The sequence below is a fragment of the Streptomyces canus genome (assembly GCF_030816965.1).
In the GTDB taxonomy this organism is placed as follows: Bacteria; Actinomycetota; Actinomycetes; order Streptomycetales; family Streptomycetaceae; genus Streptomyces; species Streptomyces canus_E.
This window is the reverse complement of sequence record NZ_JAUSYQ010000002.1, coordinates 7,089,005-7,111,930: the sequence shown is the minus strand read 5'-3', so window position 1 is coordinate 7,111,930 and position 22,926 is coordinate 7,089,005. Positions and strand designations below refer to the sequence as shown.

At 70.0% G+C, this 22,926-nt stretch carries 18 protein-coding genes; 5 read left to right on the top strand and 13 right to left on the bottom strand.

Annotation, left to right across the window (positions count from 1 at the left end; all coding sequences use genetic code 11):
- Positions 1 to 68: 68 nt before the first annotated feature.
- From QF027_RS33775 to QF027_RS33755, 5 genes are all read right to left on the bottom strand, one after another.
- Complete coding sequence (locus QF027_RS33775) at positions 69 to 1,283, bottom strand: TolB family protein (protein WP_307078904.1); 1,215 nt, start codon at positions 1,281 to 1,283, stop codon at positions 69 to 71.
- 56 nt (positions 1,284 to 1,339) lie between these two features.
- On the bottom strand, positions 1,340 to 3,406 hold the full coding sequence (locus tag QF027_RS33770) for a hypothetical protein (RefSeq protein ID WP_306975996.1): 2,067 nt from the start codon (positions 3,404 to 3,406) through the stop codon (positions 1,340 to 1,342).
- Positions 3,406 to 4,395, bottom strand: coding sequence for a protein TolB (locus QF027_RS33765; protein WP_307078903.1), 990 nt, complete (start codon positions 4,393 to 4,395; stop codon positions 3,406 to 3,408). Before QF027_RS33765 ends, QF027_RS33770 begins: the two co-directional genes overlap by 1 nt.
- Before the next feature lie 295 nt (positions 4,396 to 4,690).
- Positions 4,691 to 5,779, bottom strand: a complete 1,089-nt coding sequence (locus QF027_RS33760; RefSeq protein WP_307078900.1) for a branched-chain amino acid aminotransferase — start codon at positions 5,777 to 5,779, stop codon at positions 4,691 to 4,693.
- A 255-nt stretch (positions 5,780 to 6,034) separates the two neighbouring features.
- Positions 6,035 to 7,078 (bottom strand): 3-isopropylmalate dehydrogenase, encoded by a 1,044-nt coding sequence (locus QF027_RS33755; RefSeq protein WP_306976002.1) that lies wholly within the window; start codon positions 7,076 to 7,078, stop codon positions 6,035 to 6,037.
- Between the two features lie 153 nt (positions 7,079 to 7,231).
- On the opposite strand from QF027_RS33755, the gene QF027_RS33750 reads away from it, so the two are divergent.
- Positions 7,232 to 8,788, top strand: a complete 1,557-nt coding sequence (locus QF027_RS33750; protein ID WP_307078898.1) for a purple acid phosphatase family protein — start codon at positions 7,232 to 7,234, stop codon at positions 8,786 to 8,788.
- A gap of 52 nt (positions 8,789 to 8,840) precedes the next feature.
- Here QF027_RS33750 and QF027_RS33745 read toward each other — a convergent pair whose 3' ends face one another.
- The 3 genes from QF027_RS33745 to QF027_RS33735 all read right to left on the bottom strand — a co-directional run bounded on the left by QF027_RS33745 (position 8,841) and on the right by QF027_RS33735 (position 11,921).
- Positions 8,841 to 8,972: a hypothetical protein gene (locus QF027_RS33745; RefSeq protein ID WP_020121043.1), complete on the bottom strand. Its 132-nt coding sequence runs from the start codon at positions 8,970 to 8,972 to the stop codon at positions 8,841 to 8,843.
- A gap of 351 nt (positions 8,973 to 9,323) precedes the next feature.
- On the bottom strand, positions 9,324 to 10,955 hold the full coding sequence (gene pruA, locus QF027_RS33740; protein ID WP_306976008.1) for an L-glutamate gamma-semialdehyde dehydrogenase: 1,632 nt from the start codon (positions 10,953 to 10,955) through the stop codon (positions 9,324 to 9,326).
- Positions 10,956 to 10,994: 39 nt separating this feature from the next.
- On the bottom strand, positions 10,995 to 11,921 hold the full coding sequence (locus QF027_RS33735; protein ID WP_306976010.1) for a proline dehydrogenase family protein: 927 nt from the start codon (positions 11,919 to 11,921) through the stop codon (positions 10,995 to 10,997).
- A 145-nt stretch (positions 11,922 to 12,066) separates the two neighbouring features.
- Between QF027_RS33735 and QF027_RS33730 the strand changes: the two genes are divergently transcribed.
- The 3 genes from QF027_RS33730 (at position 12,067) to QF027_RS33720 (ending at position 15,260) form a co-directional block, all read left to right on the top strand.
- Positions 12,067 to 13,815 (top strand): helix-turn-helix domain-containing protein, encoded by a 1,749-nt coding sequence (locus QF027_RS33730; protein ID WP_373432446.1) that lies wholly within the window; start codon positions 12,067 to 12,069, stop codon positions 13,813 to 13,815.
- Positions 13,816 to 13,925: 110 nt separating this feature from the next.
- Positions 13,926 to 14,570, top strand: coding sequence for an HAD family hydrolase (locus QF027_RS33725; RefSeq protein WP_307078896.1), 645 nt, complete (start codon positions 13,926 to 13,928; stop codon positions 14,568 to 14,570).
- A 66-nt stretch (positions 14,571 to 14,636) separates the two neighbouring features.
- Positions 14,637 to 15,260, top strand: a complete 624-nt coding sequence (locus tag QF027_RS33720; protein WP_307078894.1) for a hypothetical protein — start codon at positions 14,637 to 14,639, stop codon at positions 15,258 to 15,260.
- Here the strand turns inward: QF027_RS33720 and QF027_RS33715 are convergent.
- Positions 15,214 to 15,804 carry a TetR/AcrR family transcriptional regulator gene (locus QF027_RS33715; protein WP_306976016.1) on the bottom strand — a complete coding sequence of 197 codons (591 nt, stop codon included), beginning with the start codon at positions 15,802 to 15,804 and terminating at the stop codon, positions 15,214 to 15,216. The genes QF027_RS33720 and QF027_RS33715 overlap by 47 nt on opposite strands.
- 76 nt (positions 15,805 to 15,880) lie before the next feature.
- Between QF027_RS33715 and QF027_RS33710 the strand changes: the two genes are divergently transcribed.
- Entirely contained in the window at positions 15,881 to 17,413 is a 1,533-nt protein-coding gene (locus tag QF027_RS33710; RefSeq protein ID WP_307078892.1) for an MFS transporter, read from the top strand.
- Between the two features lie 57 nt (positions 17,414 to 17,470).
- Here QF027_RS33710 and serA read toward each other — a convergent pair whose 3' ends face one another.
- The 4 genes from serA to QF027_RS33690 all read right to left on the bottom strand — a co-directional run bounded on the left by serA (position 17,471) and on the right by QF027_RS33690 (position 22,795).
- Complete coding sequence (gene serA / locus QF027_RS33705; RefSeq protein ID WP_266527359.1) at positions 17,471 to 19,060, bottom strand: phosphoglycerate dehydrogenase; 1,590 nt, start codon at positions 19,058 to 19,060, stop codon at positions 17,471 to 17,473.
- Positions 19,061 to 19,291: 231 nt separating this feature from the next.
- Entirely contained in the window at positions 19,292 to 20,290 is a 999-nt protein-coding gene (gene ilvC / locus QF027_RS33700; protein ID WP_306976022.1) for a ketol-acid reductoisomerase, read from the bottom strand.
- Between the two features lie 111 nt (positions 20,291 to 20,401).
- Positions 20,402 to 20,929, bottom strand: coding sequence for an acetolactate synthase small subunit (gene ilvN / locus QF027_RS33695; RefSeq protein WP_069766166.1), 528 nt, complete (start codon positions 20,927 to 20,929; stop codon positions 20,402 to 20,404).
- 21 nt (positions 20,930 to 20,950) lie between these two features.
- Entirely contained in the window at positions 20,951 to 22,795 is a 1,845-nt protein-coding gene (locus QF027_RS33690; RefSeq protein ID WP_306976025.1) for an acetolactate synthase large subunit, read from the bottom strand.
- Positions 22,796 to 22,926: the final 131 nt, after the last annotated feature.

Sequence of the window (22,926 nt, the reverse complement as noted above, 5' to 3'; positions counted from 1 at the left end):
TGGCACAGACCGCCCCCGTGCTCACCCTCCGTCTCAGGATGCGAGCACTGTGCTGCTCATCGTGCTGGTCATCGAAGGTGCCGTACGAACGCGTCCGTGCCGTCGTTGGTGTCGCCGGCCGGGATCAGCGTCGGGTCGGAGGACTGGAAGAGGATCCGGCGGGCGCCGTCGGCGATCCGGCCCGGCAGAACGTCGGCCGTCGCGGTGCCCCCGGTGGTGTCCGGGGTGACGAGGGTGGTGGTGCCCTTCTTCAGGTCCCGCAGATAGACGGGGTACTCCTCGCCGTACCGGCTGCCGGGCTCGGCCACCTTCGACATGAACGTGAGATAGCGGCCGTCGGCGCTGATCGCCGCGTTCCGGGTGTACACCTCGCCGGGGCCGCCCTGGGTGCCGTGGATGCGTTGGTTGGTGCCGGTGCGAAGGGTGTGCACGAACACGTTCCAGCTCACGTCGGTGTCGTCGGGAACCAGGTGGGTGTCCCGGGACTCGAAGACGACCGCACGGCCGTCGCCGCTGATGGACGGGTTCAGCGACTCCCGCTCCGTCTGCGAGCCGTCGTAGGAGCGGTCGATCTGGGTGTACTCGCCGGTGCCGCGGTCGTACATCCAGACGTCGCCCCAGTCGTCGCCGCGCGGCCCGTTCGCGTAGTTGTACTGGTAGACGATCCGGCGCCCGTCGTCGCTGACCGTCGGCTGGAAGGCGTTGCGCGGCTCCCAGGTGGGCCGGGGGTGGCTGATGCGCTCGGTGGTGCCCTTGATGCGGTCGCGCAGGAAGACCACGCTGGTGCTCTCGGCGGTCTCCTGGAGCGTGTAGACGGCGTAGCGGCCATTGGGGCTGACGGAGATCTCGGTGGGCCGCCCGGTGAAGCCCTCGGGAACCTCGATGCCGAACCCGACCCGCTTGCCCGTCTCGATGTCGTGGATCCACAGCTCCGCCGACTCCGGGCCGTACTCGGCGTAGACGTAGCGGCCGTCGTTCAGGACCGCCACCAGACCTCCGAAGCCCGCGAAGCGGAGCTTGCCGGTGTGCGGGTCGCGCAGGTACATACCGCCGTGCGGCACGTTGGGGTCCAGGTCCTCGGCGTCCGAGGTGAGGGCGATGTGGCGGCCGTCGCGGCTGATGACCGCGGTGCGTGTGACGCCGTTGCCCGCCTTCCCCTCCGGGGTGACGCTGACCGGCTCGGTGTACGGGACCCTGGGTGCGGCGCTCGCCGCGGGAGCTGTGAGTGACGCGGTGGCGATGGCCGCCAGAAGCGCGGCTGCCAGGTGCTTCTTGCTGTGCATGGTTGTTCCCCCGTGATCGCTCGTTGTCATTGCGCTGTCCGTCATTGCGCGGTCCGTCATTGCACTGTCCTGAGGAACACGTCCGACACTCCGTTGGTGTCCCCCTCCACCAGATCGGGTGACGCCGACTCGAACGCGACCACCGTGCCGTCGGCGTTGACGGAGGGGTGTCCGGCCGGGAGGTCGTTGCGGCCGCCCCAGCGGTCGACGCTGACCAACTGGCGCTTTCCGGTGGCGAGTTCGAGCAGGTGAACGGAACGGTCTGCGGTGTACGCCACCCGGGTGCCGTCTCCCGAGAGCGAGGGCTGGGTGCCCCCGACCCGGATCGTGGTGCCGGTCTCGAGGTCACGGACGTAGGAGTCGCGGCCCCGCTGGTAGGCGACCTTGCGGCCGTCCGCGCCGAGGGAGGGGGCCGACGCGCGTTCCGCGGCCTTCTCCAGGGTGCCGGTGTCCAGGTCACGGACGTACACGGAGCCGCCCTGCTCGAACGCGATGTACCGGCCGGCGTAGTCGAACGACGGGTTGCCCGCCGCCTCGCCCGTGGGCGCGCTGACCACGTCGGTGGTACCGCCGTTGAACTTGAAGCGGTAGACGCGGGGTTGCGGGTCCGGGTCGGTGTCGGTGGCGGGCAGGGTCGCCGCGTAGGTGAGCCACTGGCAGGTGGGGTTCACCACGGGCTGTCCCATCCAGGTGAAGCGGACGCCCTGGTAGGAGCCCAGGCTGGTGAGCTTGCCGACCGCGCGGTTGCGGACGTGGACGCCCGGACCGCCGTCGGGGGTGTAAGGGGCCACATAGCCGACCTCCCGTCCGCTGTAGCAGGGCGTTCCCTCGCCCGACGGCTTGTGCGTACTGGAGTTGACCTGGGCGACGCCGCCGGCCGCGTTGACGAACACATCGCCCTCCGACGTGAAGGAGACGACCTTGTCCTCCCCCATCGCCGGGTCGTACGAGGCTCCGGACCGCTGTTGCCCGTCATGCGTCATGCTGATCCGCTCGGTGACGGACGGCATCGGCGCCGGGTTCCTCCGCAGCCCGCCGGAGAAGACGAACACGTCCGACTCCGCGTTGGTGTCGCCCGGCACCAGGTGGGACGCCGTCGAACTGAACACCACCGCACGGCCCTTGGCGGCCAGCGCGCCGTCCATCACCTGGGCGCTCCGCGGCAGAGCGGCCCCGCGCAGACCGGTGCGCAGATCACGCACCCGGGTGCCGTCCTCGCCGGCGACGACGGCGTACCGGCCGTCGGCCGTGGCCGAGAGCGGCCGTCCGTCGGCCACCCGCCGCGACTCGCCGGTGCGCAGGTCATGGACGTACAGGCCACTCTCGGCGTCGAGGAGGACGCGACGGCCGTCCGCGGTGATGCTGACCAGGTAGGCGGCTGTGAGGCCCGTGTCCACCTGGGTCCGCTCGCCTGTCCTGCGGTCCTTGACGTAGACGTCGAGGGGATCCTCGTCGCTGTCGACGCGGACGCCGTACGCGACCCGCTTCCCGTCGGCGCTCACCGAGGCCCCGGCCTTCTGGCCCTCCTCGGCCGGTGAGACCAGTTCGTCGGTGCCGGTGGCCGTGTCGCGGACGTACAGGAGCCGGGTGTTCTCCGGGCCGTTGCGGTTGCCGATGGTGTACGCGACGTGCGTGCCGTCCGGACTGATCGACTGCACGCCGCCCAACTCGTTGAAGCCGGGCGGATCTTGCGGCCACAGCTTCTCCGCGTGGCCGGTGGCCCGGTCGTACAGATAAGGGGCCAGGAGACGGGTGCCCGCGGAGAAGGCGATACGGCTTCCGTCGGCGCTCGGGGTCGGTGAGCCGTAGATGTGGCCGCTGCCGAGGTCGATCTTCGTGACCTCGCCGTCGGCCAGGTCCTTCACGAGCAGACACGGGGTGAAGTCCGCGCAGCCGAAGCTCGACGCGACGGACACGAACGCGACATGGCGGCCGTCGGCGCTGATCGCGGCGTCGTCCGAGGACCCGCCGGCCTGACTGCCGTCGGCGGCGGTGCTCACGCGCTGGGTGGGGGACTCCCCGGGACGGGACTGGGCCTGGGACTGGGCGTGGGCCTGGGCGGTGGTACCGGCCAGGGCGAGAACAACTGCCGCTCCCAGCAGTGCTCTTGAGGCGCGGGACATCAGCGGGACCTCCACTGGAAGACGTCGTACGCATCATTGGTGTCGCCGGGGACGATGTCCGCGCCCTCCGTGGAGTAGACGACCGAGCGGCCCCGGTCGGAGACCGATCCGTCGACGGCAACGCCGTTTCCGACGAGCTCGCGGTGTCCGCCGTGCAGCAGCCAGAGGTTCGACTGCCCGTCCTGGAGCAGCAGTCGGCGCCCGTCGGGGCTGACGGCCCGCACCTGGACACCGGGGAAGTGCCGGACCCGGTCCGTGCGCAGATCGCGTACGTACGAGCCGTCCGCCGAATCCATCACGAGGACATGGCCGTCGGCGCTCAGCTGCACGACGGTCGAGCGCGTGCCGTCGTCCACCTCGGTCTGCCTGCCGGTGGCACGGTCGGCGATCCACACGTCCCCGGTGCCGTTGTCCTGGTAGGCGACGAGGCGGCCGTCGCCGCTGAGGGACGGGTTGCCCATGTCCCGGCCGGAGTCGGCCGGGCCCGCGCTGACGGTCTCGGTGGTGCCGGTGACCCGGTCGTAGAGGTCGATGCGGGTCGGGAACTGCGGGTGTCCGGACCACTGGTAGGCGATGTAGCGGCCGTTCGCGCTGATCTCCGGAGAGCCCGCGCTGTCCTGGGCGTTGCCCCCGACCCGGGTTCTCGTGCCGTTGGTCAGATCCGTCAGGAAGACGTTGACGTGACGGCTGCCCCAGTCGATGTACGTGGCCCAGCGGCCGTCGGCGCTGAGCCGGGGCGTGCTGAGCGCGTTCTCCATCTTGGTGACCTCGCCGGTTCTCAGGTCACGGATGTAGGAGTAGGTGCCGGGATGGGCGATCCCCTCGGGCACGAGGTTGGTCGCCGACGAACGGAACGCCACGAAGCGGCCGTTCGGCGTGGTGACCGCGGCGCTGGAGGCTTTGTCACCCTGGGTTCCGTCGGCGGCGGTGCTGACACGGTCGACGTGCGGTGCGGCGGATGCGGTCGTACCGGTGAACGCGACGAGCAAGGCCGCGCCTAAAAGACATGCGGCGGCTCTGGACATGTTCCCCCCTGTGGTCCCCGTTGACGCATGACCCCCGGCCCCGCGCCGAGGGCTCCCCACGAGGCAAACGCACCATCGACCACAGGGTCAATCGGCCTTATTACGTACAACCCGGGCGGAAGGTCACGCGTCCGCGAGGAGGCTCTCGTCGAGGAACTCCCTCACGTGGCCGAGAATCACCCCCGGTCCGCCGCCGCCCGGTCGATGCGACGGGCCCGCCCGGACGTCGTCCGGACGGGCTCGTGGAACGGTCGCTTCGTCAGCCCAGCTTGTGCATCCAGCCGTGCTTGTCCTCGCTGACACCGCGCTGGATGCCGAGCAGCGCCTCGCGCAGCTTCAGGGTGACCTCGCCGGGCGTGCCGTCGCCGTGGGTCCAGCCGTCCGCCTTCGTCTTGACATGGCCGATCGGCGTGACGACCGCGGCGGTGCCGCAGGCGAAGACCTCGGTGAGGGCGCCGGACGCGGCGTCGGCGCGCCACTGGTCCAGGGTGACGACACCTTCCTCGGCGGTGTGACCGAGGTCGCGGGCGACCTGGAGGAGGGAGTCGCGGGTGATGCCCTCGAGGATCGAGCCCGTGAGCGACGGCGTGACGATCCGGTCGCCGTAGACGAAGGCGATGTTCATGGAGCCGGACTCCTCGACCTTGGTGCGGGTCACCGCGTCGAGGTAGACGACCTGGTCGCAGCCGTTCGCGGCGGCCTCGGCCTGCGGGAGGAGGGATGCCGCGTAGTTGCCGCCGGTCTTGGCGTCGCCGGTGCCGCCGGGGACCGCGCGGACGTAGTCCTCGGAGACCCAGATCGTGACCGGCTTGACCCCGCCGGCGAAGTACGCGCCGGACGGGGAGGCGATCAGCATGAAGAGGTACTCGTTGGCCGGGTGGACGCCGAGCGCGGCCTCCGTGGCGAACATGAAGGGCCGCAGGTAGAGGGACTCCTCGCCACCGTGCGGCGGGACCCAGTCGGCGTCCTGGCCGATCAGGGCGTCGAGGGCCTCGATGAAAAGTTCCTCGGGCAGCTCGGCCATCGCCATCCGGCGGGCGGAGTTGCGGAAGCGCCGGGCGTTGGCCTCCGGCCGGAACACGGCGACCGAGCCGTCGGCCTGGCGGTAGGCCTTCAGTCCCTCGAAGATCTCCTGGCCGTAGTGCAGGACGTGGGTGGAGGGATCCAGGGAGATGGGGCCGTACGGGACGAGCTGTGCGTCGTGCCAGCCGCGGCCCTCGGTCCACTTGATCGTCACCATGTGGTCGGTGAAGTGGCGGCCGAACCCGGGACTGGCCAGGATCGCCTCGCGCTCGGCGGCGGAGAGCGGACTGGCGGAGGGCTTGAGCTCGATCGTGGGCGTCGTCATGAGTGGTTGTCCTTCACCGGTTGTGTAGTGACGGGCCGCGCTCACGCCCTTTTACTGTCAGTGACCAGTGCTAGGACGTCCGAGCATTCCCTCACTCCGCGGCTCCGCGTTCGATTATCGCAAGCGGGGAGCCGAGGAAGAAACGGCGTGAAATGCGACCCGGGGGATGATGGTGGCACCCGGCGGGGGACATGCGAAAGCCGCCGGGTGCGAGTGACCCGGCGGCTTCGAATGGTTTTCGAGTGGCGCGCCCGGTCAGCCGGCTACGCGTACGGCGAGCGCGTCGCCGATCTCCGACGTGCTGCGGGCGGGCTTGCCGGTGCGCTCGGCGAGGTCGGCGGTGACCGCCTCGTCGATGCGGGCGGCCTCGGCCTCGAAGCCGAGGTGGCGCAGGAGCAGGGCGACGGACAGGACCGTGGCGGTGGGGTCGGCCTTGCCCTGACCCGCGATGTCGGGCGCTGAGCCGTGGACCGGCTCGAACATCGAGGGGAACTCGCCGGACGGGTTGATGTTTCCGCTCGCGGCGACGCCGATGCCGCCGGAGACGGCCGCGGCGAGGTCGGTGATGATGTCGCCGAAGAGGTTGTCGGTGACGATCACGTCGAACCGGGCCGGGTCGGTGACCAGGTAGATCGTGGCCGCGTCGACGTGGATGTAGTCGGTCGTGACCTCGGGGAACTCCTCGGCCACCTTGTTGAAGATGTTCGTCCACAGGTGCCCGGCGAAGGTCAGCACGTTGTTCTTGTGGACCAGCGTGAGCTTCTTGCGCGGGCGGGCCTGGGCGCGGGCGAAGGCGTCACGGACCACGCGCTCGACACCGAAGGCCGTGTTCACGGAGACCTCGGTGGCGACCTCGTGCTCGGTGCCCTTGCGGATGGTGCCGCCGTTGCCGGTGTACGGACCCTCGGTGCCCTCACGGACGACGACGAAGTCGATGGCCGGCTCGCCCTTGAGGGGCGTGTCGACACCCGGGAGCAGCTTCGACGGACGCAGGTTCACGTGGTGGTCGAAGGCGAAGCGGAGTTTGAGCAGGAAGCCGCGTTCCAGCACGCCGGAGGGGACCGACGGGTCGCCGATGGCGCCCAGCAGGATCGCGTCGTGCTTCTTCAGCGCGTCGAGGTCGGCCTCGGTGAGGGTCTCACCGGTGGCGTGGTAGCGGCGGGCGCCGAAGTCGAAGTCCTTGGTCTCCAGCTTCACATCCTGCGGAAGGACGGCGGAGAGGACCTTCAGACCTTCGGCCACGACCTCCTGGCCGATGCCGTCACCGGGAATCACTGCGAGATTGATGCTGCGAGACATGCGGGAACCCTACTCCTCGTCCCATGGGATGACATGGTGTGTCCGCGATACGGACACGACACGGGAGCGCCCGCACGGACGGGCGTCAGTCCTTCGGCTCACGTTCACCTGGAGGTGTGGCGGCTGTTGGGGCCCGCTGGGAAGTTCACAGCCATGGACCTCCCCGACTTCGGCATTCCGCCCCAGCTCGCGCGCCGGATGACCATGGCCGAGCAGCACGAGTACCTGCGGACGAAGCTGTCCCGGCGCCGCACGCTGGTGACGGCGGGCGCGATCGCGGGGGGCCTGCTGACCGGCTGCGCGGGCAACAGCCCTGCGAGCCCGGCCACCGCCCCCTCCCCCACGGCCGCGGTGCACGGCTCCGCCGTCTCCCCCTTCGGCCGCCATCTCGCCTTCGGCGCCGACCCCAGGACGCAGATGCGGATCTCGTGGCAGGTCCCGCTAGCGGTGAAGAAGCCGTACGTCCGCGTCGGCCTGAAGCCCGACGACCTGAGCCGGAAGATCGAGGCGGAGCTCCGCGACCTGCACACCCCGGGGCAGACCGGCGTACGTCTCGCCCTCGACCAGTACTACCTGCACGCGGCCCTGGACGGCTTACGCCCCGGCACGACCTACTACTACGGCGTCGGCCACGACGGCTTCGACCCGGCGGACGCGAGTCGCCGCTCGACCATCAGCAGCTTCCGTACGGCCCCGGCGAGCACCGAGAAGTTCGTCTTCACCGCCTTCGGCGACCAGGGCGTCGGCACCGCCGCGGCCGCCAACGACAACCTCCTGCTCCGCCAGAAGCCCGCCTTCCACCTCCACGCCGGCGACATCTGCTACGCCGACGGCAACGGCCGGGGCCTGACGTCGGACGGCTACGACCCGGGCTTCTGGGACCTGTTCCTCAAGCAGAACGAGGAGGTCGCGCGGAGCGTGCCATGGATGGTGACGACCGGCAACCACGACATGGAGGCCTGGTACTCGCCCGACGGCTACGGCGGCCAGCTCGCCCGCTGGTCCCTCCCGGACAGCGGCTTCGACCCGCGCTCGGCGCCGGGTGTGTACTCCTTCGTCTACGGCAACGTCGGCGTCGTGGCCCTGGACGCGAACGACGTGTCGTACGAGATCCAGGCCAACTTCGGCCATACGGGCGGGAAGCAGACGAAGTGGCTGGAGGAGAAGCTGGCCGAGCTGCGCGCGGCCAAGGGGATCGACTTCGTCGTCGTCTACTTCCACCACTGCGCGTACTCGACGTCCTCGCACGCCTCCGACGGCGGGGTGCGCGCCGAGTGGCTGCCGCTGTTCGAGAAGCACCAGGTGGATCTGGTGATCAACGGGCACAACCACGTGTACGAGCGGACGGACGCGATCCGCGGCGGCGAGGTGGGCCGGCCGGTGCCGGTCGGCGGCGCCACGGATCCGACGCGGGACGGGATCGTGTACGTGACGGCCGGCGGGGGCGGCCGGGATCTGTACGGCTTCCCGGCGGGCGTGAAGGAGAGCTACGAGGGGCGCGTGCACGACCACGAGTCCGTCGAGACCTTCCAGTGGACGAAGTCCCAGCAGCCCCGGAAGGAGACGGTGGAGTGGTCGCGGGTGCGCTACCGCGGATTCTCGCTGCTCTCGGTGGAGGTGGAGAGCGGGGCGCGGCCGCGGCTGACGGTGTCGGCGCTCGCGCAGAGCGGGGAGCGCGTCGACCGTTTCGAGGTGCGGCGCGGGGCCTGACGGGCCCGCGCCGCACCTCGTGCGGGTGCGGCTCCCGGCTTCGAGGGGTCGGTCAGTGACCGGTCGAGCCGCCGTTGTCACGGCGGTCGAGGGCGCGCTGCAGGGCTGCGGCGGCGTTCTTGCGGTCGGACTCGCTGGTCCGGGAGGTGTGACGGACTCGACGGCGGGCGGTCGTCTCGGCCATGAGAAATCGACTCCTTCGAATTCCAGGGAAATTCCAGGGAAGGGGACAACGAGACGCCGGAGGGGCGGGGAGCGGCGGGCCGCAGGGGTTGCCTGCATGGGGCCCGGCTCACGACCGCCATTCGCTTGATCGAGCGAGACGTTCGGCTCCTACAAAGCTAAGGGAGGACGGCCGGTCTGTCTCCACAATTACTCGGACTTCCTACTATCTGAGACGGCGGAATGGATCACCCGCCACTGACCTGCGGTTTCGTCGACGCCTGAGCGTCCCGGAAGCCCGGTCGCCGAGCATCGCGACATCCGGATGGGGCCGGGCAACAGCCCGGCCCCATCCAACGGCTGACGGGGGCCGTCAGCCCATGTGCGGGTATCCGTAGTCGGTGGGCGGGACCAGGGTCTCCTTGATGGCGCGGGTCAGGGTCCAGCGCTGGAGGTTCTGCGGGGCGCCTGCCTTGTCGTTGGTGCCGGAGGCGCGGCCGCCGCCGAAGGGCTGCTGGCCGACGACGGCGCCGGTGGACTTGTCGTTGATGTAGAAGTTGCCGGCGGCGTAGCGCAGCTTCTCCATCGTGTACGCGGCCGCCGCGCGGTCGTTCGCGATGACCGAGCCGGTCAGGGCGTAGTCGGACGCCGACTCCATCTGGGTCAGCATCTCCTCGTACGTGTCGTCCTCGTAGACGTGGACCGCGAGGAAGGGGCCGAAGTACTCGGTGGTGAAGACCTCGTTCGCCGGGTCCGTGCACTCGACGACGGTCGGGCGGACGAACCAGCCGACCGAGTCGTCGTAGGAACCGCCCGCGACGATCGTGCAGGTGGGGTCCGACTGCGCGCGGTCGATCGCCGCCTTGTTCTTGGCGAAGGCGCGCTCGTCGATGACCGCGCCGATGAAGTTGGACAGATCGGTGACGTCACCCATGGCGATGCCGTCCACCTCGGCGGCGAACTCCTCGCGGAAACCGCTGTTCCAGATCGACGCCGGGATGTAGGCCCGGGAGGTCGCCGAACACTTCTGGCCCTGGTACTCGAAGGCACCGCGGGTCAGGGCGGTCTTGAGGATCGCGCGGTCGGCGCTCGGATGGGCGACGACGAAGTCCTTGCCGCCGGTCTCGCCGACCAGGCGCGGATAGGTGCGGTACTTCTCGATGTTGGCGCCGACCGTCTTCCACAGGTGCTGGAAGGTCTTCGTCGAACCGGTGAAGTGGATGCCCGCGAGGTCCCGGTGCTCCAGGGCGACCTTGGAGACCTCGATGCCGTCGCCGGTGACGAGGTTGATGACGCCCTTGGGCAGACCGGCCTCCTCGAGGAGCTGCATGAGCAGCACGGCGGCGTGGGTCTGGGTCGGGGACGGCTTCCAGACCACGACGTTGCCCATCAGCGCGGGTGCCGTCGGCAGGTTGCCCGCGATCGCCGTGAAGTTGAACGGCGTGATGGCGTAGACGAAGCCCTCGAGCGGGCGGTGGTCGAGGCGGTTCCAGACGCCGGGGGCGTTGGCCGGGGGCTGCTCGGCGAGCAGGTCACGGGCGTACTTGACGTTGAAGCGCCAGAAGTCGATCAGCTCGCAGGGCGTGTCGATCTCGGCCTGCTGAGCGGTCTTGGACTGGCCGAGCATGGTGGAGGCGGCCAGCGTCTCGCGCCAGGGGCCGGAGAGCAGTTCGGCGGCGCGCAGGATGATCGCGGCGCGGTCGTCGAAGGACATCGCGCGCCAGGCGGGGGCGGCGGCGAGCGCCGCGTCGATGGCGTCCCGGGCGTCCTGCTGGGTGGCGTTGCGGTAAGTGCCCAGCACGGCCTTGTGGTTGTGCGGCTGCACGACCTGGAAGGCCTCGCCGCCGCCCAGCCGCTTCTCGCCGCCGATGGTCATCGGCAGGTCGACCGGGTTCTCGGCCAGCTCCTTGAGCCTGGCCTCCAGCCGGGCCCGCTCGGGCGAGCCGGGGGCGTAGCCGTGCACCGGCTCGTTGACGGGGGTGGGGACCTGGGTCACAGCGTCCATGAGATCCGTAACTCCTTGAACTTGAGCGGGTGTTGGGGCTCAGCCCTTGCTGATCATGCTCCGCAGGAAGAAGCGCAGGTTCGCCGGTTTCTCCGCGAGGCGGCGCATGAAGTAGCCGTACCAGTCGGTGCCGTACGCCGTGTAGACGCGCATGCGGTGACCCTCGGCGGCGAGCCGCAGGTGTTCGTCGCCGCGGATGCCGTAGAGCATCTGGAACTCGTACTCGTCGGGCTTGCGGCCGGCCTGCCGGGCGAGTTCCTGGGCGATGGAGATCAGACGCGGGTCGTGGGAGCCGACCATCGGGTATCCCTCGCCCTCCATCAGGATGCGCAGGACCCGGACGTACGCCTTGTCGATCTCGTGTTTCTGCTGGTAGGCGACCTCGGCGGGCTCCTTGTACGCGCCCTTCACGAGCCGCACCCGGCTGCCCGCCCCAGCGAGCCGCCGGGCGTCGGCCTCGGTGCGGAAGAGGTAGGCCTGGATCACACAGCCGGTCTGCGGGAAGTCCTTCCGCAGCTCCTCGTGGATGGCGAACATCGAGTCGAGGGTGGTGTGGTCCTCGGCGTCGAGCGTGACGGTCGTACCGATGGCGGCGGCAGCCTCGACGACCGGCCGGACGTTGGCCAGGGCCAGCTCGTGACCCCCGGGAAGCGCCTGGCCGAACATCGACAGCTTCACCGACATCTCGGCCCTGGTACCCAGTTCGAGTGTCTTGAGCCGCTCGATGAGCGCCAGATAGGCGTCCCGGGCGGCTTCCGCCTGCTCCGGCGTGGTGATGTCCTCGCCGACCACGTCCATCGTCAGCTCCAGACCGCGGTCGGTCAGCTCGCGGACGATCGGCACGATCTCGTCGACCGTCTCGCCCGGGATGAAGCGGTCGACGACCCGCTTGGTCACCGGGGCCGCCGAGATCAGGCGTCGCATCCGGTCGCTGCGCGACGCGGCGAGAATCACGGGACCCAACACGGGGCACCTCCACAAACCAGCAGATAGAACCACCGTGAAATCTAAGGATCCCCCCGATCGTCGGCCATCGACAGCTGTCACGCATCCGTGCCGCAGATCTCAGACAGATGTATGAAGGACCGCGGAATTGCGGGAGAATGCCCGAGTGACGTCCGATGCCGCATCTTTCCACCGCGCAGGTGACTACCAGGAGCTGGTCGACGAGATCTCGGAGCTCCTGGGGGTGCCGGCGACCCTGGAGAACCGCGACTTCGAGCTGATCGCCTTCGGTGCGTACGACAGTGAGGGCGACCTCGATCCGTCGGCGCTGGACCCCGTCCGCGCCCGCTCGATCCTGACCCGGCGCTCCACGGCCGCCGTCCGGACGTGGTTCGAGGGCTTCGGCATCACCCGGGCGAGCGGGCCGGTGCGGATTCCGCCCACTCCGGAGGCGGGGGTCTATCGCGGGCGGATCTGTCTGCCCGTACGTCATCGGGGCGTCGTCCTCGGTTACGTCTGGCTCCTGGACTCCGAGCCCGGCCCGACCGACCGGCAGCTGGACGCGGCGATGCGTGTGACGGCCCGTATCGGCGCACTGCTCGCGGACGAGGCGCAGCACGGAGCCGACCTGAGCCGGGAGCTGCGGGCGGTGCTGACCGCCGAGCGCGGCTGGCAGGGCGACATGGCGGTGGCGGCCCTGCGCACGGCGCTGGGCTCCCGCGCCGACGGTCCTTACACCGTGGTGTGCGTCGCCCCCTGGCCGTCCACCGGCCCGGACGAGGCCCCGTCGGCCCGCACGGTCCCGCACGCGGCGGCGTTGTGCACCGTGCCGTGGGGTGTCACGGGCCAGTGCCTGGCGGTGCTGGTACGGCTACGGGCGACCGACACGCTGACACCGGCGAGCTCGGCGGCGGGGCGGTTGCTGGGGCGGGCGCGAGGTGTGGACGGGAGCGGCGGCGGTGCCTACGGCGAGCCGGGGAGCGGGGCCGGTCGCAGCGGCAGCGAGCCGAGCGCAGGCAGGTCGAGCGGGACATTTGGCGGCCGGCCGGCCGAGAAAAAGGGGAGCGGACCGGACGACGGCAGGGCGCACAGGGGCGACGACAGCGGACCGGGCGGCGCACGGAACAGCGGCAACCGGCCGGGAAGCGGCAGCAGCGTCGGACCGGTTCAGGGCGCGCCGGGCGCGGGGCGCGGTGCGGCGGGGCCGGACGCGGCCTCCCGTGACGCTCCGGGCACGCCGGGCGGCACGCCAGCCTGCGGCGCACCGCGGGACACCGCAGCCCCCGGCGCGACACAGGACACCACAGCCCCCAGCGTGCCGAGCGGCACAGCAGCCCCCGGCGCGACACCGAACACCGCAGCCCCCGGCGCGACACGGGACACCACAGCCCCCAGCGTGCCGAGCGGCACAGCAGCCCCCGGCGCGACACCGAACACCACAGCCCCCGGCGCGACGCGCAGTACCCCCGCCCCGGGCGCAACTCGGGACACCCCGACGCCCGCCGCCGTGGCTGCCGGAATCGCCGACGCTCGTGTGGGCCTTGCCGAACTGGCTGCCGCTTGGCAGGAGGCGTCGGCCGCGGCCCGTGCCGGGCTCGCCGAACCCGGGTTCGGGCCGGTCGCGGAGTGGTCGCGCATCGGCCCGTACCGTCTGCTGACCGCGCTGCCCCCGGCAGCGGCCCACGACCCGGCCGTACGCCCCCTCCTCTCCCCTGCCCACCGCGAACTCGCCCGCACCGCCGAGGTCTACCTCGACTGCGCGGGCCAGGCCGGCCGCACCGCCGCCGCACTGGGTATCCACCGCCAGACCCTCTACTACCGCCTCTCCCGCGTCGAACAGCTCACCGGCCTGGACCTGGACGACGGCGAGGACCGGCTGTTGCTGCACATGGTGCTCAAGGGGGTACGGCTGTAAGGGTTGTTGGGCGAGGGGCGCGTGCTTGCCCTGCGGGCTCCCGTCGGCCGGAGCGGCCGCACCGTGATCGCCGCGTTCGGCGTGCGACCGGCGTGGGGAGGCTGATCCCCATGCCCCTGCTGATGATCGACCTCGACAACACCCTCGTCGACCGGGACGCCGCCTTCCGCTCGGCGGCGACCGCCTTTCTCGCCGAACATGGCCTGCCTGAAGGGGACTTGGACTGGCTGATGACCCTCGACGCGAGCGGCCACACACCACGGCGGGAGGTCGCGAGGGCACTGTCCGAACGGTACGGCGGCATCGACGCCCAGGACTTCCTCGACCGGGGCGCGGCCGACCGGATCACCCTGTCCGACCCGGTCCGCGAGGCGCTCGTCGAGGCCTGCGCCTACGGCTGGTCCTGCGTGATCGTGACCAATGGGCGGACCGTCCAGCAGGAGACGAAGATCCGCAACTGCGGTCTCGACCGGCTCGTCCACGGCTGGGTGATCTCCGAGGCGGCCGGACACTGGAAGCCCGAGCCGGAGATCTTCCACGCGGCGGCCGTCGTCGCCGGAGCCCCGCTCGACGGCTCGTGGATGATCGGCGACTCGGCCCCCGCGGACATCCGGGGCGCGCTGGGCGTCGGAGCGCGGAGCGTATGGGTATCGGCCGGCCGGCCGTGGACGGAACCGGACTACCGGCCCACCCTCACCGCCCCGGAGACCGCGTCCGCCATCCGGCGCGTGATCAGCGGTCGGGACTGCCATTGAAAATGATTGTCACCATTCTACGGTCTGCGCACCGGCTCCTGACCACCCCCGTACCCGGAGGGTCCCGTGCGCCTGCCCGCCCGCCACCTCATCCCGGCCGCCCTGGCGTCCGTCCTGCTCACCCGGTTGTTTCTCGAGTACGTCCGCCGGGGCGACGGCGACGGCAAGCGCCTTTGCGTCACGATGATGCTGCCCCCGCGCTCCGGTGATGCCGCGCACCAACACGCGGCACCTCAACACCGGGAAGGGCGCCTTCAAGGACGCCTCGCTGCGAGCTACCGCCCCGAGGGGCTGCTCAGGCCCGCGCTGCCGTGGGCAGCCGAGCTGCGCCGGCACATCGAGCACGCCAGGGCCGGCAAGCCGACCGGGCAGACCGTCACCATCGGCACCTTCACCGACCGCGCCGAACTTCCCGAGGTCGCTGCCGCGCTCCAACAGCATCTGCGGAAGGCGGTGTTCAAGGCGAATCCGGAGGTCCGCGAGTACGCCACCATCGAATCCGTCGCGCTGGCGGGCGTGTTCGACGCACCCATCCTCTCCCGGGCCACCGTCCTCGACTCCGGCGGCCCGGCCGCCTGTCTCTACAGCGACTTCGCCTCCGACAGCTCCTTCAACATCCCCCAGCTCGTGGAGGGGCGGATCGTCAGCCCTTCGCAGCGCCCCCGATCACGCGGCGCAGGCCCTCCGTGAGCTGGGCGGCGTCCGTCGCCGTCTCCGGGTTGAACAGCCACTGGACCATGAGTCCCTGGAGCAGGGTCTGGTAGAAGCGGCCCTCGGAGTCGACGACGTCCTTGCCCTGCTCCTCCTCCGGGACGCCGTTGAACAGGGGCAGCAGCCCCGAGCGGCCCTGCTCCTCCGCCTCGACGAGCATCCGGCGCACCTCCGGCATGCGGTCGCCCTGCACGATCAGTTCGAAGCTGAGCATCCAGATCGCCCGCGACTCGCCCACCGCGTTCACGATGTGCGTCCACACCTCCTGGAAGCGCTCCAGCGATCCGGGGGCCGTCGCCAGGGCATCCTCCCCCGCCCCGCCGGGGGCGAATCGATCCCCCGTCGCCTCGACGAGCGAGACGTAGGCCTGCGCCAGGAGCGCGTCCTTCGAGCCGTAGTGATAGCCGATGGACGCCAGGTTCGTCCCGGACTCCTTGACGATGTCCCGCGCGGTCGTCCGCAGGAACCCCTTCTCCAGCAGGCAGCGCTTGGCGCCTTCGAGCAGATCCTCGCGATGTCCCATGCGCTCAGCCTATCTGGACAAGCGATTTATACAAGCGTCATAGACAAGCGTTTAAGACGATCGTATAGTCGCCGTCATGACGAACCCGACGAGCACCACCACCCCGCCCGGCCGCGCCGGCCGCCGTGAATGGACCGCCCTCGCCGTCCTGATGCTTCCGCTGCTCCTGGTCTCGATGGACGTCTCCGTCCTCTACTTCGCGATCCCGGCGATCAGCGCGGACCTGGAGCCGAGCGGCACCCAGCAGCTGTGGATCTTCGACATCTACGCCTTCGTCCTGGCCGGCCTGCTGATGACGATGGGCTCCCTGGGCGACCGCATCGGCCGCCGCAGGCTCCTGCTGATCGGCGCCGTCGCCTTCGGCACCGCCTCCCTGATCGCCGCTTACGCGAACAGCGCGGAGACCCTCATCGCGGCCCGAGCGGTCCTCGGCATCGGCGGCGCGACCCTGATGCCGTCGACGATGGCGCTGATCCGCACGATGTTCACCGACCCCGGACAGCGCGCGAAGGCGATCGGCATGTGGTCCGGCGTGATGACGGCCGGGATCGCGCTCGGTTCGGTGATGAGCGGTGTGCTGGTCGAGTACTTCTGGTGGGGGTCGGTCTTCCTGGTCAACCTGCCCGCGATGGTGCTGCTCCTGGTCCTCGGCCCGATCCTGCTGCCCGAGTCGAAGGCCCCTTCGCCCGGCCGGTTCGACTGGCTGAGCGTCCCCCTGTCGATGGCCGCGGTGCTGCCCGTCGTCTACGGCCTGAAGGAGATCCCGTCCGAGGGCTGGAACGTCCGTTACGTCGTCTCGATCACCGTCGGCCTGCTCTTCGCGGTCCTCTTCGTGCACCGCCAGCGCACCACGGCCTCGCCGATGATCTCCCCGGCCCTGTTCCGCGGCCGCGGTTTCGGGCCCTCCGTCGCGCTCAACCTCATCTCCTCGTTCGCGATGATGGGCTCGGCCTACTTCACCACGCAGTACCTTCAGTCGGTGCTCGGCAAGAGCGCGCTGGAGGCGGCCCTGTGGGCGCTGTTGCCCTCGGTGCCGATCGGCGCCGCGGCCCCGATCGCGACCTCCCTGGTCCAGAAGGGCGTCGACCGCGCCCACGTCGTCACCGCCGGCTTCGCGATCGGCGCGGTCGGCTACGTGCTGCTGGCCTTCACCGGCACGGAATCGATGGGGCTGGTCCTGACCGCGTGCGGTGTCCTCGCCGTCGGCGTCGTCACCGTGGTCTCGCAGATCACGGACCTCGCGATGGGCAGCGCCCCGGTGGAGCGGGCCGGCTCGGCGTCCTCCCTGATGGAGACCGGCGCGGAGTTCGGCGGTGCGCTCGGCATGGCGGTCCTCGGCTCCATCGGTACGGCGGTCTACCGCCACGAGATGCCGGATGCCGCGCCGGATGCGGCGCGGGAGACGCTGGGCGGCGCGCTCGCGGTGGCCGACCGGTTCCCGGGCCTCGCGACGGCGGCCCGGGAGGCGTTCACCAGCGGAATGCAGGGCGCGGCGATCGCGGGGGCGGTGCTGCTGGTCGGCGCGGCGGGCCTGGCGGCGCTGACGCTGCGAGGAGTCGAGGTGCGCAAGGAGGCGCCGGAGCCGGAACCGGAGAAGTCACTCGTATGAGAAAGAGGCTGGGCGGACCGGGAGTTCCCGGTCCGCCCAGCCTCCTGTCGTGAAGCGTCAGACCAGGTTCACCGCACGGGCCGACGTCGCGCCGATCTCCTCGGCCACCTCGGTCAGCACACCCGCGGGCACCGTGTCGTCGACGGTGAGGACCGCGAGCGCCTCGCCACCGGCGATCGCCCGCGACACCTGCATACCGGCGATGTTGATACCGGCCTCGCCGAAGATACGACCGACCGTGCCGACGACGCCGGGACGGTCCTCGTACTTGAGGACGACCATGTGGTCGGCGAGGGCCAGGTCGACGTCGTACTCACCGACCGCGACGATCTTCTGGAGGTGCTTGGGACCGGCCAGCGTGCCGGAGACCGACACCTCCTCGCCGCTGCCGAGCGTGCCACGCACGGTGACGACGTTGCGGTGGTCGGCCGACTCCGAGCTGGTCGTCAGCCGCACCTCGACGCCGCGCTCCTGGGCGAACAGCGGGGCGTTGACGTACGACACGGTCTCGGCGACGACGTCCTCGAAGACACCCTTGAGGGCGCTGAGCTCCAGCACCTTCACGTCGTGCTGGGTGATCTCGCCGTACACCTCGACGTCGAGGCGGACCGCGACCTCACCGGCGAGCGCGGTGAAGATCCGACCGAGGCGCTCGGCGAGGGGCAGGCCCGGCTTGACGTCCTCGGCGATGACGCCGCCCTGGACGTTCACCGCGTCGGGCACGAGTTCGCCGGCGAGGGCGAGGCGCACCGAGCGGGCGACGGCGATACCGGCCTTCTCCTGGGCCTCGTCGGTGGAGGCACCGAGGTGCGGGGTGGCGACGACCTGGTCGAACTCGAAGAGCGGGGAGTCCGTGCAGGGCTCCTTCGCGTACACGTCGAGACCGGCACCGGCGACCCGGCCCTCCTTGAGGGCGGAGTACAGCGCCTCCTCGTCGACGATCCCGCCGCGCGCGGCGTTGACGATCCGCACGCTCGGCTTGACCTTGCGCAGCGCCTCGTCGCCGATGAGGCCGACGGTCTCGGGGGTCTTGGGCAGGTGGACGGTGATGAAGTCGGAGACCTCGAGCAGCTCGTCCAGGGACAGCACCTTGACGCCCATCTGGGCGGCGCGGGCGGGCTGGATGTAGGGGTCGTAGGCGACGACCTTCATGCCGAAGCCGGACATGCGCTGGGCGACCAGCGCACCGATCCGGCCCAGACCCACGACGCCGAGGGTCTTCTCGGCGAGCTCCACGCCCGTGTACTTGCTGCGCTTCCACTCGCCGTTCTTCAGCGCGGCGTTGGCCTGCGGAATGTGGCGGGCGGTGGCGACGAGGAGACCGCAGGCCAGCTCGGCGGCGGTCACGATGTTCGAGGTGGGGGCGTTGACGACCATCACGCCGGCCTTGGTGGCGGCGGAGACGTCGACGTTGTCCAGGCCGACGCCGGCTCGCGCGACGACCTTCAGCTTGTTCGCGGCGGCGATCGCCTCGGCGTCCACCTTGGTGGCGGAGCGGATCAGGATCGCGTCGACCTCGGCGATGGCCGGGAGCAGTTCGGCTCGGTCCGCTCCGTTGCAGTGCCGGATCTCGAAGTCGGGGCCAAGCGCGTCCACGGTCGCGGGCGACAGCTCTTCAGCGATGAGTACGACGGGTTTCGAGCTCACGTGAGTCCTCACAAGTCCAATGCGGACGGCCGTCCCGACGGCCGCAGGCGGTGGAGGGGTGCTTGCCGCGTTGGAGACGCACGACGCTGTGGGCCTGACGCGTATGTAGTACGGCAGTGTAGTGGCGCCGAGACGGTCGTCCCGCGCCTCTGCGGAAGGATCACCCGTCCGTGATGCGACGGGTTGGACAACGGGGCCGGAGCTGTCTGCTCCGGCCCCGTGGCCTGAGGCTTACGCCTCCTCGTCGACCCAGCTCATCAGCTTGCGCAGCTGCTTGCCGGTGGTCTCCAGCAGGTGCTCGGAGTCCTGCTTCTTGTACTCGTTGTACTTCTTCAGACCGCCGTGGTACTCGGCCATCCACTCACGGGCGAAGGTGCCGTCCTGGATCTCGGCGAGGACCTTCTTCATCTCGGCCTTGGTGGCGTCCGTGATGATCCGCGGGCCGGTGACGTAGTCGCCCCACTCGGCGGTCTCGGAGATCGACCAGCGCATCTTCTCCAGGCCGCCCTCGTACATGAGGTCCACGATCAGCTTCAGCTCGTGCAGGCACTCGAAGTACGCGATCTCCGGCTGGTAGCCGGCCTCGGTCAGCGTCTCGAAACCGGCCTTGACCAGCGCGGCCGTACCACCGCAGAGAACGGCCTGCTCACCGAACAGGTCGGTCTCGGTCTCCTCCGTGAAGGTCGTCTTGATGACGCCGGCGCGGGTGCCGCCGATGCCCTTGGCGTACGACAGCGCGAGCGCGAAGGCGTTGCCGGTCGCGTCCTGCTCGACGGCCGCGATACACGGAACGCCGCGGCCCTCCTCGTACTGGCGACGGACGAGGTGGCCCGGGCCCTTGGGGGCGACCATGCAGACGTCGACGCCCGCCGGGGGCTTGATGAAGTCGAAGCGGATGTTCAGGCCGTGGCCGAAGAACAGCGCGTCGCCGTCGTTCAGGTTGTCCTTGATGGACTCCTCGTAGACCTGGGCCTGGATCGGGTCCGGGACCAGGATCATGATGACGTCGGCCTCGGCGGCGGCCTCGGACGGCGTCACCACGCGCAGGCCCTGCTCCTCGGCCTTCGCCTTCGACTTGGAGCCCTCGTGCAGACCGACACGCACGTCGACACCCGAGTCACGGAGCGACAGCGCGTGGGCGTGGCCCTGGCTGCCGTAACCGATGACCGCGACCTTGCGGCCCTGGATGATGGACAGGTCGGCGTCGGCGTCGTAGAACAGCTCGGCCACTTTGGGTTCTCTCCTTGGTCTGCAGGTGTTGCGTCCCACCGTATGACGGCGGGCTGAGATGAAGTTTCCGGGTCTCGGCATACGGGCGGCCGGAGCCGCCCGTACCCGGCCCTACGCGCTGCGGTCGAGCGCGCGCAGCGAGCGGTCCGTGATCGAACGGGCGCCGCGGCCGATCGCGATGGTGCCCGACTGGACCAGCTCCTTGATGCCGAAGGGCTCCAGCATCTTCAGCATCGCGGACAGCTTCTCGCCGCTGCCGGTGGCCTCGATCGTGACGGCCTCCGGGGAGACGTCGACGGTCTTGGCACGGAACAGCTGGACGATCTCGACGATCTGGGACCGCGTCTCGTTGTCGGCGCGCACCTTCACCAGAACGAGTTCGCGCTGAACGGCCGAGCCGGGTTCCAGCTCGACGATCTTCAGCACGTTGACGAGCTTGTTGAGCTGCTTGGTCACCTGCTCCAGCGGCAGTTCCTCGACCACCGTCACCACGATGGTGATCCGGGAGATCTCGGGGTGCTCGGTGACACCGACCGCGAGCGAGTCGATGTTGAAGCCGCGGCGCGAGAACAGGGCGGCGATCCGGGCGAGGATGCCGGGGGTGTTCTCCACCAGGACGGAGAGCGTGTGCTTGGACATGATCTTTTACGTCTCTCTCGCTCAGTCGTCTTCGTTGTCGCCGAAGTCGGGGCGGACGTCCCGGGCGGCCATGATCTCGTCGTTGGAGGTGCCGGCGGCGACCATCGGCCACACCATCGCGTCCTCGTGGACGATGAAGTCGACGACGACGGGACGGTCGTTGATGGAGTTCGCCTCCGCGATGACCTTGTCCAGGTCCTCCGGGCGCTCACAGCGCAGGCCCACGCAGCCCATCGCCTCGGACAGCTTCACGAAGTCCGGCACGCGCGTGCCCTTGGCGTCCGGGTTCACGTCCTCCGGGCCGCTGTGCAGCACGGTGTTGGAGTAGCGCTGGTTGTAGAAGAGGGTCTGCCACTGGCGGACCATCCCGAGGGCGCCGTTGTTGATGATGGCGACCTTGATCGGGATGTTGTTCAGGGCGCAGGTGGTCAGTTCCTGGTTGGTCATCTGGAAGCAGCCGTCGCCGTCGATCGCCCAGACCGTGTTGCCCGGCATGCCGGCCTTGGCCCCCATCGCGGCCGGGACCGCGTAGCCCATGGTTCCGGCGCCACCGGAGTTGAGCCAGGTGGCGGGCTTCTCGTACTGGATGAAGTGCGCGGACCACATCTGGTGCTGGCCGACGCCCGCCGTGAAGATCGTGCCCTCGGGGGCGAGCTGTCCGATCCGCTCGATGACCTGCTGCGGGGAGAGCGAGCCGTCGTCGGGCAGGTCGTAGCCGAGCGGGTAGGTCTCGCGCCAGCGGGACAGGTCCTTCCACCAGGCGCTGTAGTCGCCCTTGTGGCCCTCGCTGTGCTCCTTCTGAACGGCCTGGACCAGGTCGGCGATGACCTCGCGGGCGTCTCCGACGATCGGCACGTCGGCGGCACGGTTCTTGCCGATCTCGGCCGGGTCGATGTCGGCGTGGACGATCTTGGCGTGCGGGGCGAAGCTGTCCAGCTTGCCGGTGACGCGGTCGTCGAAGCGGGTACCGAGGGCGACGATCAGGTCGGCCTTCTGCAGCGCGGTGACGGCGGTGACCGCACCGTGCATGCCCGGCATTCCCACGTGCAGCGGGTGGCTGTCGGGGAATGCGCCGAGCCCCATCAGGGTGGTGGTGACGGGGGCTCCGGTGAGTTCTGCGAGGACCTTCAGCTCGGCGGTGGCGCCGGCCTTGATGACACCGCCGCCGACGTAGAGGACGGGCCGCTTGGCCTGGGTGATCAGCTTGGCGCCTTCACGGATCTGCTTGGCGTGCGGCTTGGTCACCGGGCGGTAACCGGGCAGATCCATGACGGGCGGCCAGGAGAACGTCGTCTTCGCCTGGAGGGCGTCCTTGGCGATGTCGACCAGGACCGGTCCGGGGCGGCCGGTGGAGGCGATGTGGAACGCCTGGGCGATCACTCGCGGGATGTCCTCGGCCTTGGTGACCAGGAAGTTGTGCTTCGTGATCGGCATGGTGATGCCGACGATGTCCGCCTCCTGGAAGGCGTCCGTGCCGATCGCCTTGGAGGCCACCTGCCCGGTGATCGCCACGAGCGGCACCGAGTCCATGTGGGCGTCCGCGATCGGGGTGACCAGGTTGGTGGCACCGGGGCCCGAGGTCGCCATGCAGACGCCGACCTTGCCGGTGGCCTGCGCGTAACCGGTGGCCGCGTGGCCCGCGCCCTGCTCGTGACGGACCAGGACGTGCCGCACCCGGGTGGAGTCCATCAGCGGGTCGTACGCCGGAAGGATGGCACCGCCGGGAATGCCGAATACCGTCTCGGCGCCGACCTCCTCGAGAGAGCGGATGAGGGACTGCGCGCCCGTGACGTGCTCGGGGGCGGACTGCTGTCCTCCGGATCGGGGCCGCGGCTGCGGATGGGCCCCGGTGGCCTGCTCGGTCATCGTCATTCTCTTCTCGATGCTGAGGGTTTTTGCGAAGTTTGTGCGGTGTTCGACTGGTGTCTGTGCAACAAAAAACCCCTCGTGCCATAAGGCAAGCGAGGGGAGCGCGCCGGTGGGGTCGCTGAGCGATC

Excerpts from the sequence above, each read along its gene's own strand:
- QF027_RS33775 (WP_307078904.1), bottom strand. The coding sequence starts at position 1,283 with ATGCACAGCAAGAAGCACCTGGCAGCCGCGCTTCTGGCGGCCATCGCC.
- QF027_RS33770 (WP_306975996.1), bottom strand. The coding sequence starts at position 3,406 with ATGTCCCGCGCCTCAAGAGCACTGCTGGGAGCGGCAGTTGTTCTCGCC.
- QF027_RS33760 (WP_307078900.1), bottom strand. The coding sequence starts at position 5,779 with ATGACGACGCCCACGATCGAGCTCAAGCCCTCCGCCAGTCCGCTCTCC.
- QF027_RS33755 (WP_306976002.1), bottom strand. The coding sequence starts at position 7,078 with ATGTCTCGCAGCATCAATCTCGCAGTGATTCCCGGTGACGGCATCGGC.
- QF027_RS33750 (WP_307078898.1), top strand. The coding sequence starts at position 7,232 with ATGGACCTCCCCGACTTCGGCATTCCGCCCCAGCTCGCGCGCCGGATG.
- QF027_RS33745 (WP_020121043.1), bottom strand. The coding sequence starts at position 8,972 with ATGGCCGAGACGACCGCCCGCCGTCGAGTCCGTCACACCTCCCGGACC.
- pruA (WP_306976008.1), bottom strand. The coding sequence starts at position 10,955 with ATGGACGCTGTGACCCAGGTCCCCACCCCCGTCAACGAGCCGGTGCAC.
- QF027_RS33725 (WP_307078896.1), top strand. The coding sequence starts at position 13,926 with ATGCCCCTGCTGATGATCGACCTCGACAACACCCTCGTCGACCGGGAC.
- QF027_RS33715 (WP_306976016.1), bottom strand. The coding sequence starts at position 15,804 with ATGGGACATCGCGAGGATCTGCTCGAAGGCGCCAAGCGCTGCCTGCTG.
- QF027_RS33710 (WP_307078892.1), top strand. The coding sequence starts at position 15,881 with ATGACGAACCCGACGAGCACCACCACCCCGCCCGGCCGCGCCGGCCGC.
- ilvN (WP_069766166.1), bottom strand. The coding sequence starts at position 20,929 with ATGTCCAAGCACACGCTCTCCGTCCTGGTGGAGAACACCCCCGGCATC.
- QF027_RS33690 (WP_306976025.1), bottom strand. The coding sequence starts at position 22,795 with ATGACCGAGCAGGCCACCGGGGCCCATCCGCAGCCGCGGCCCCGATCC.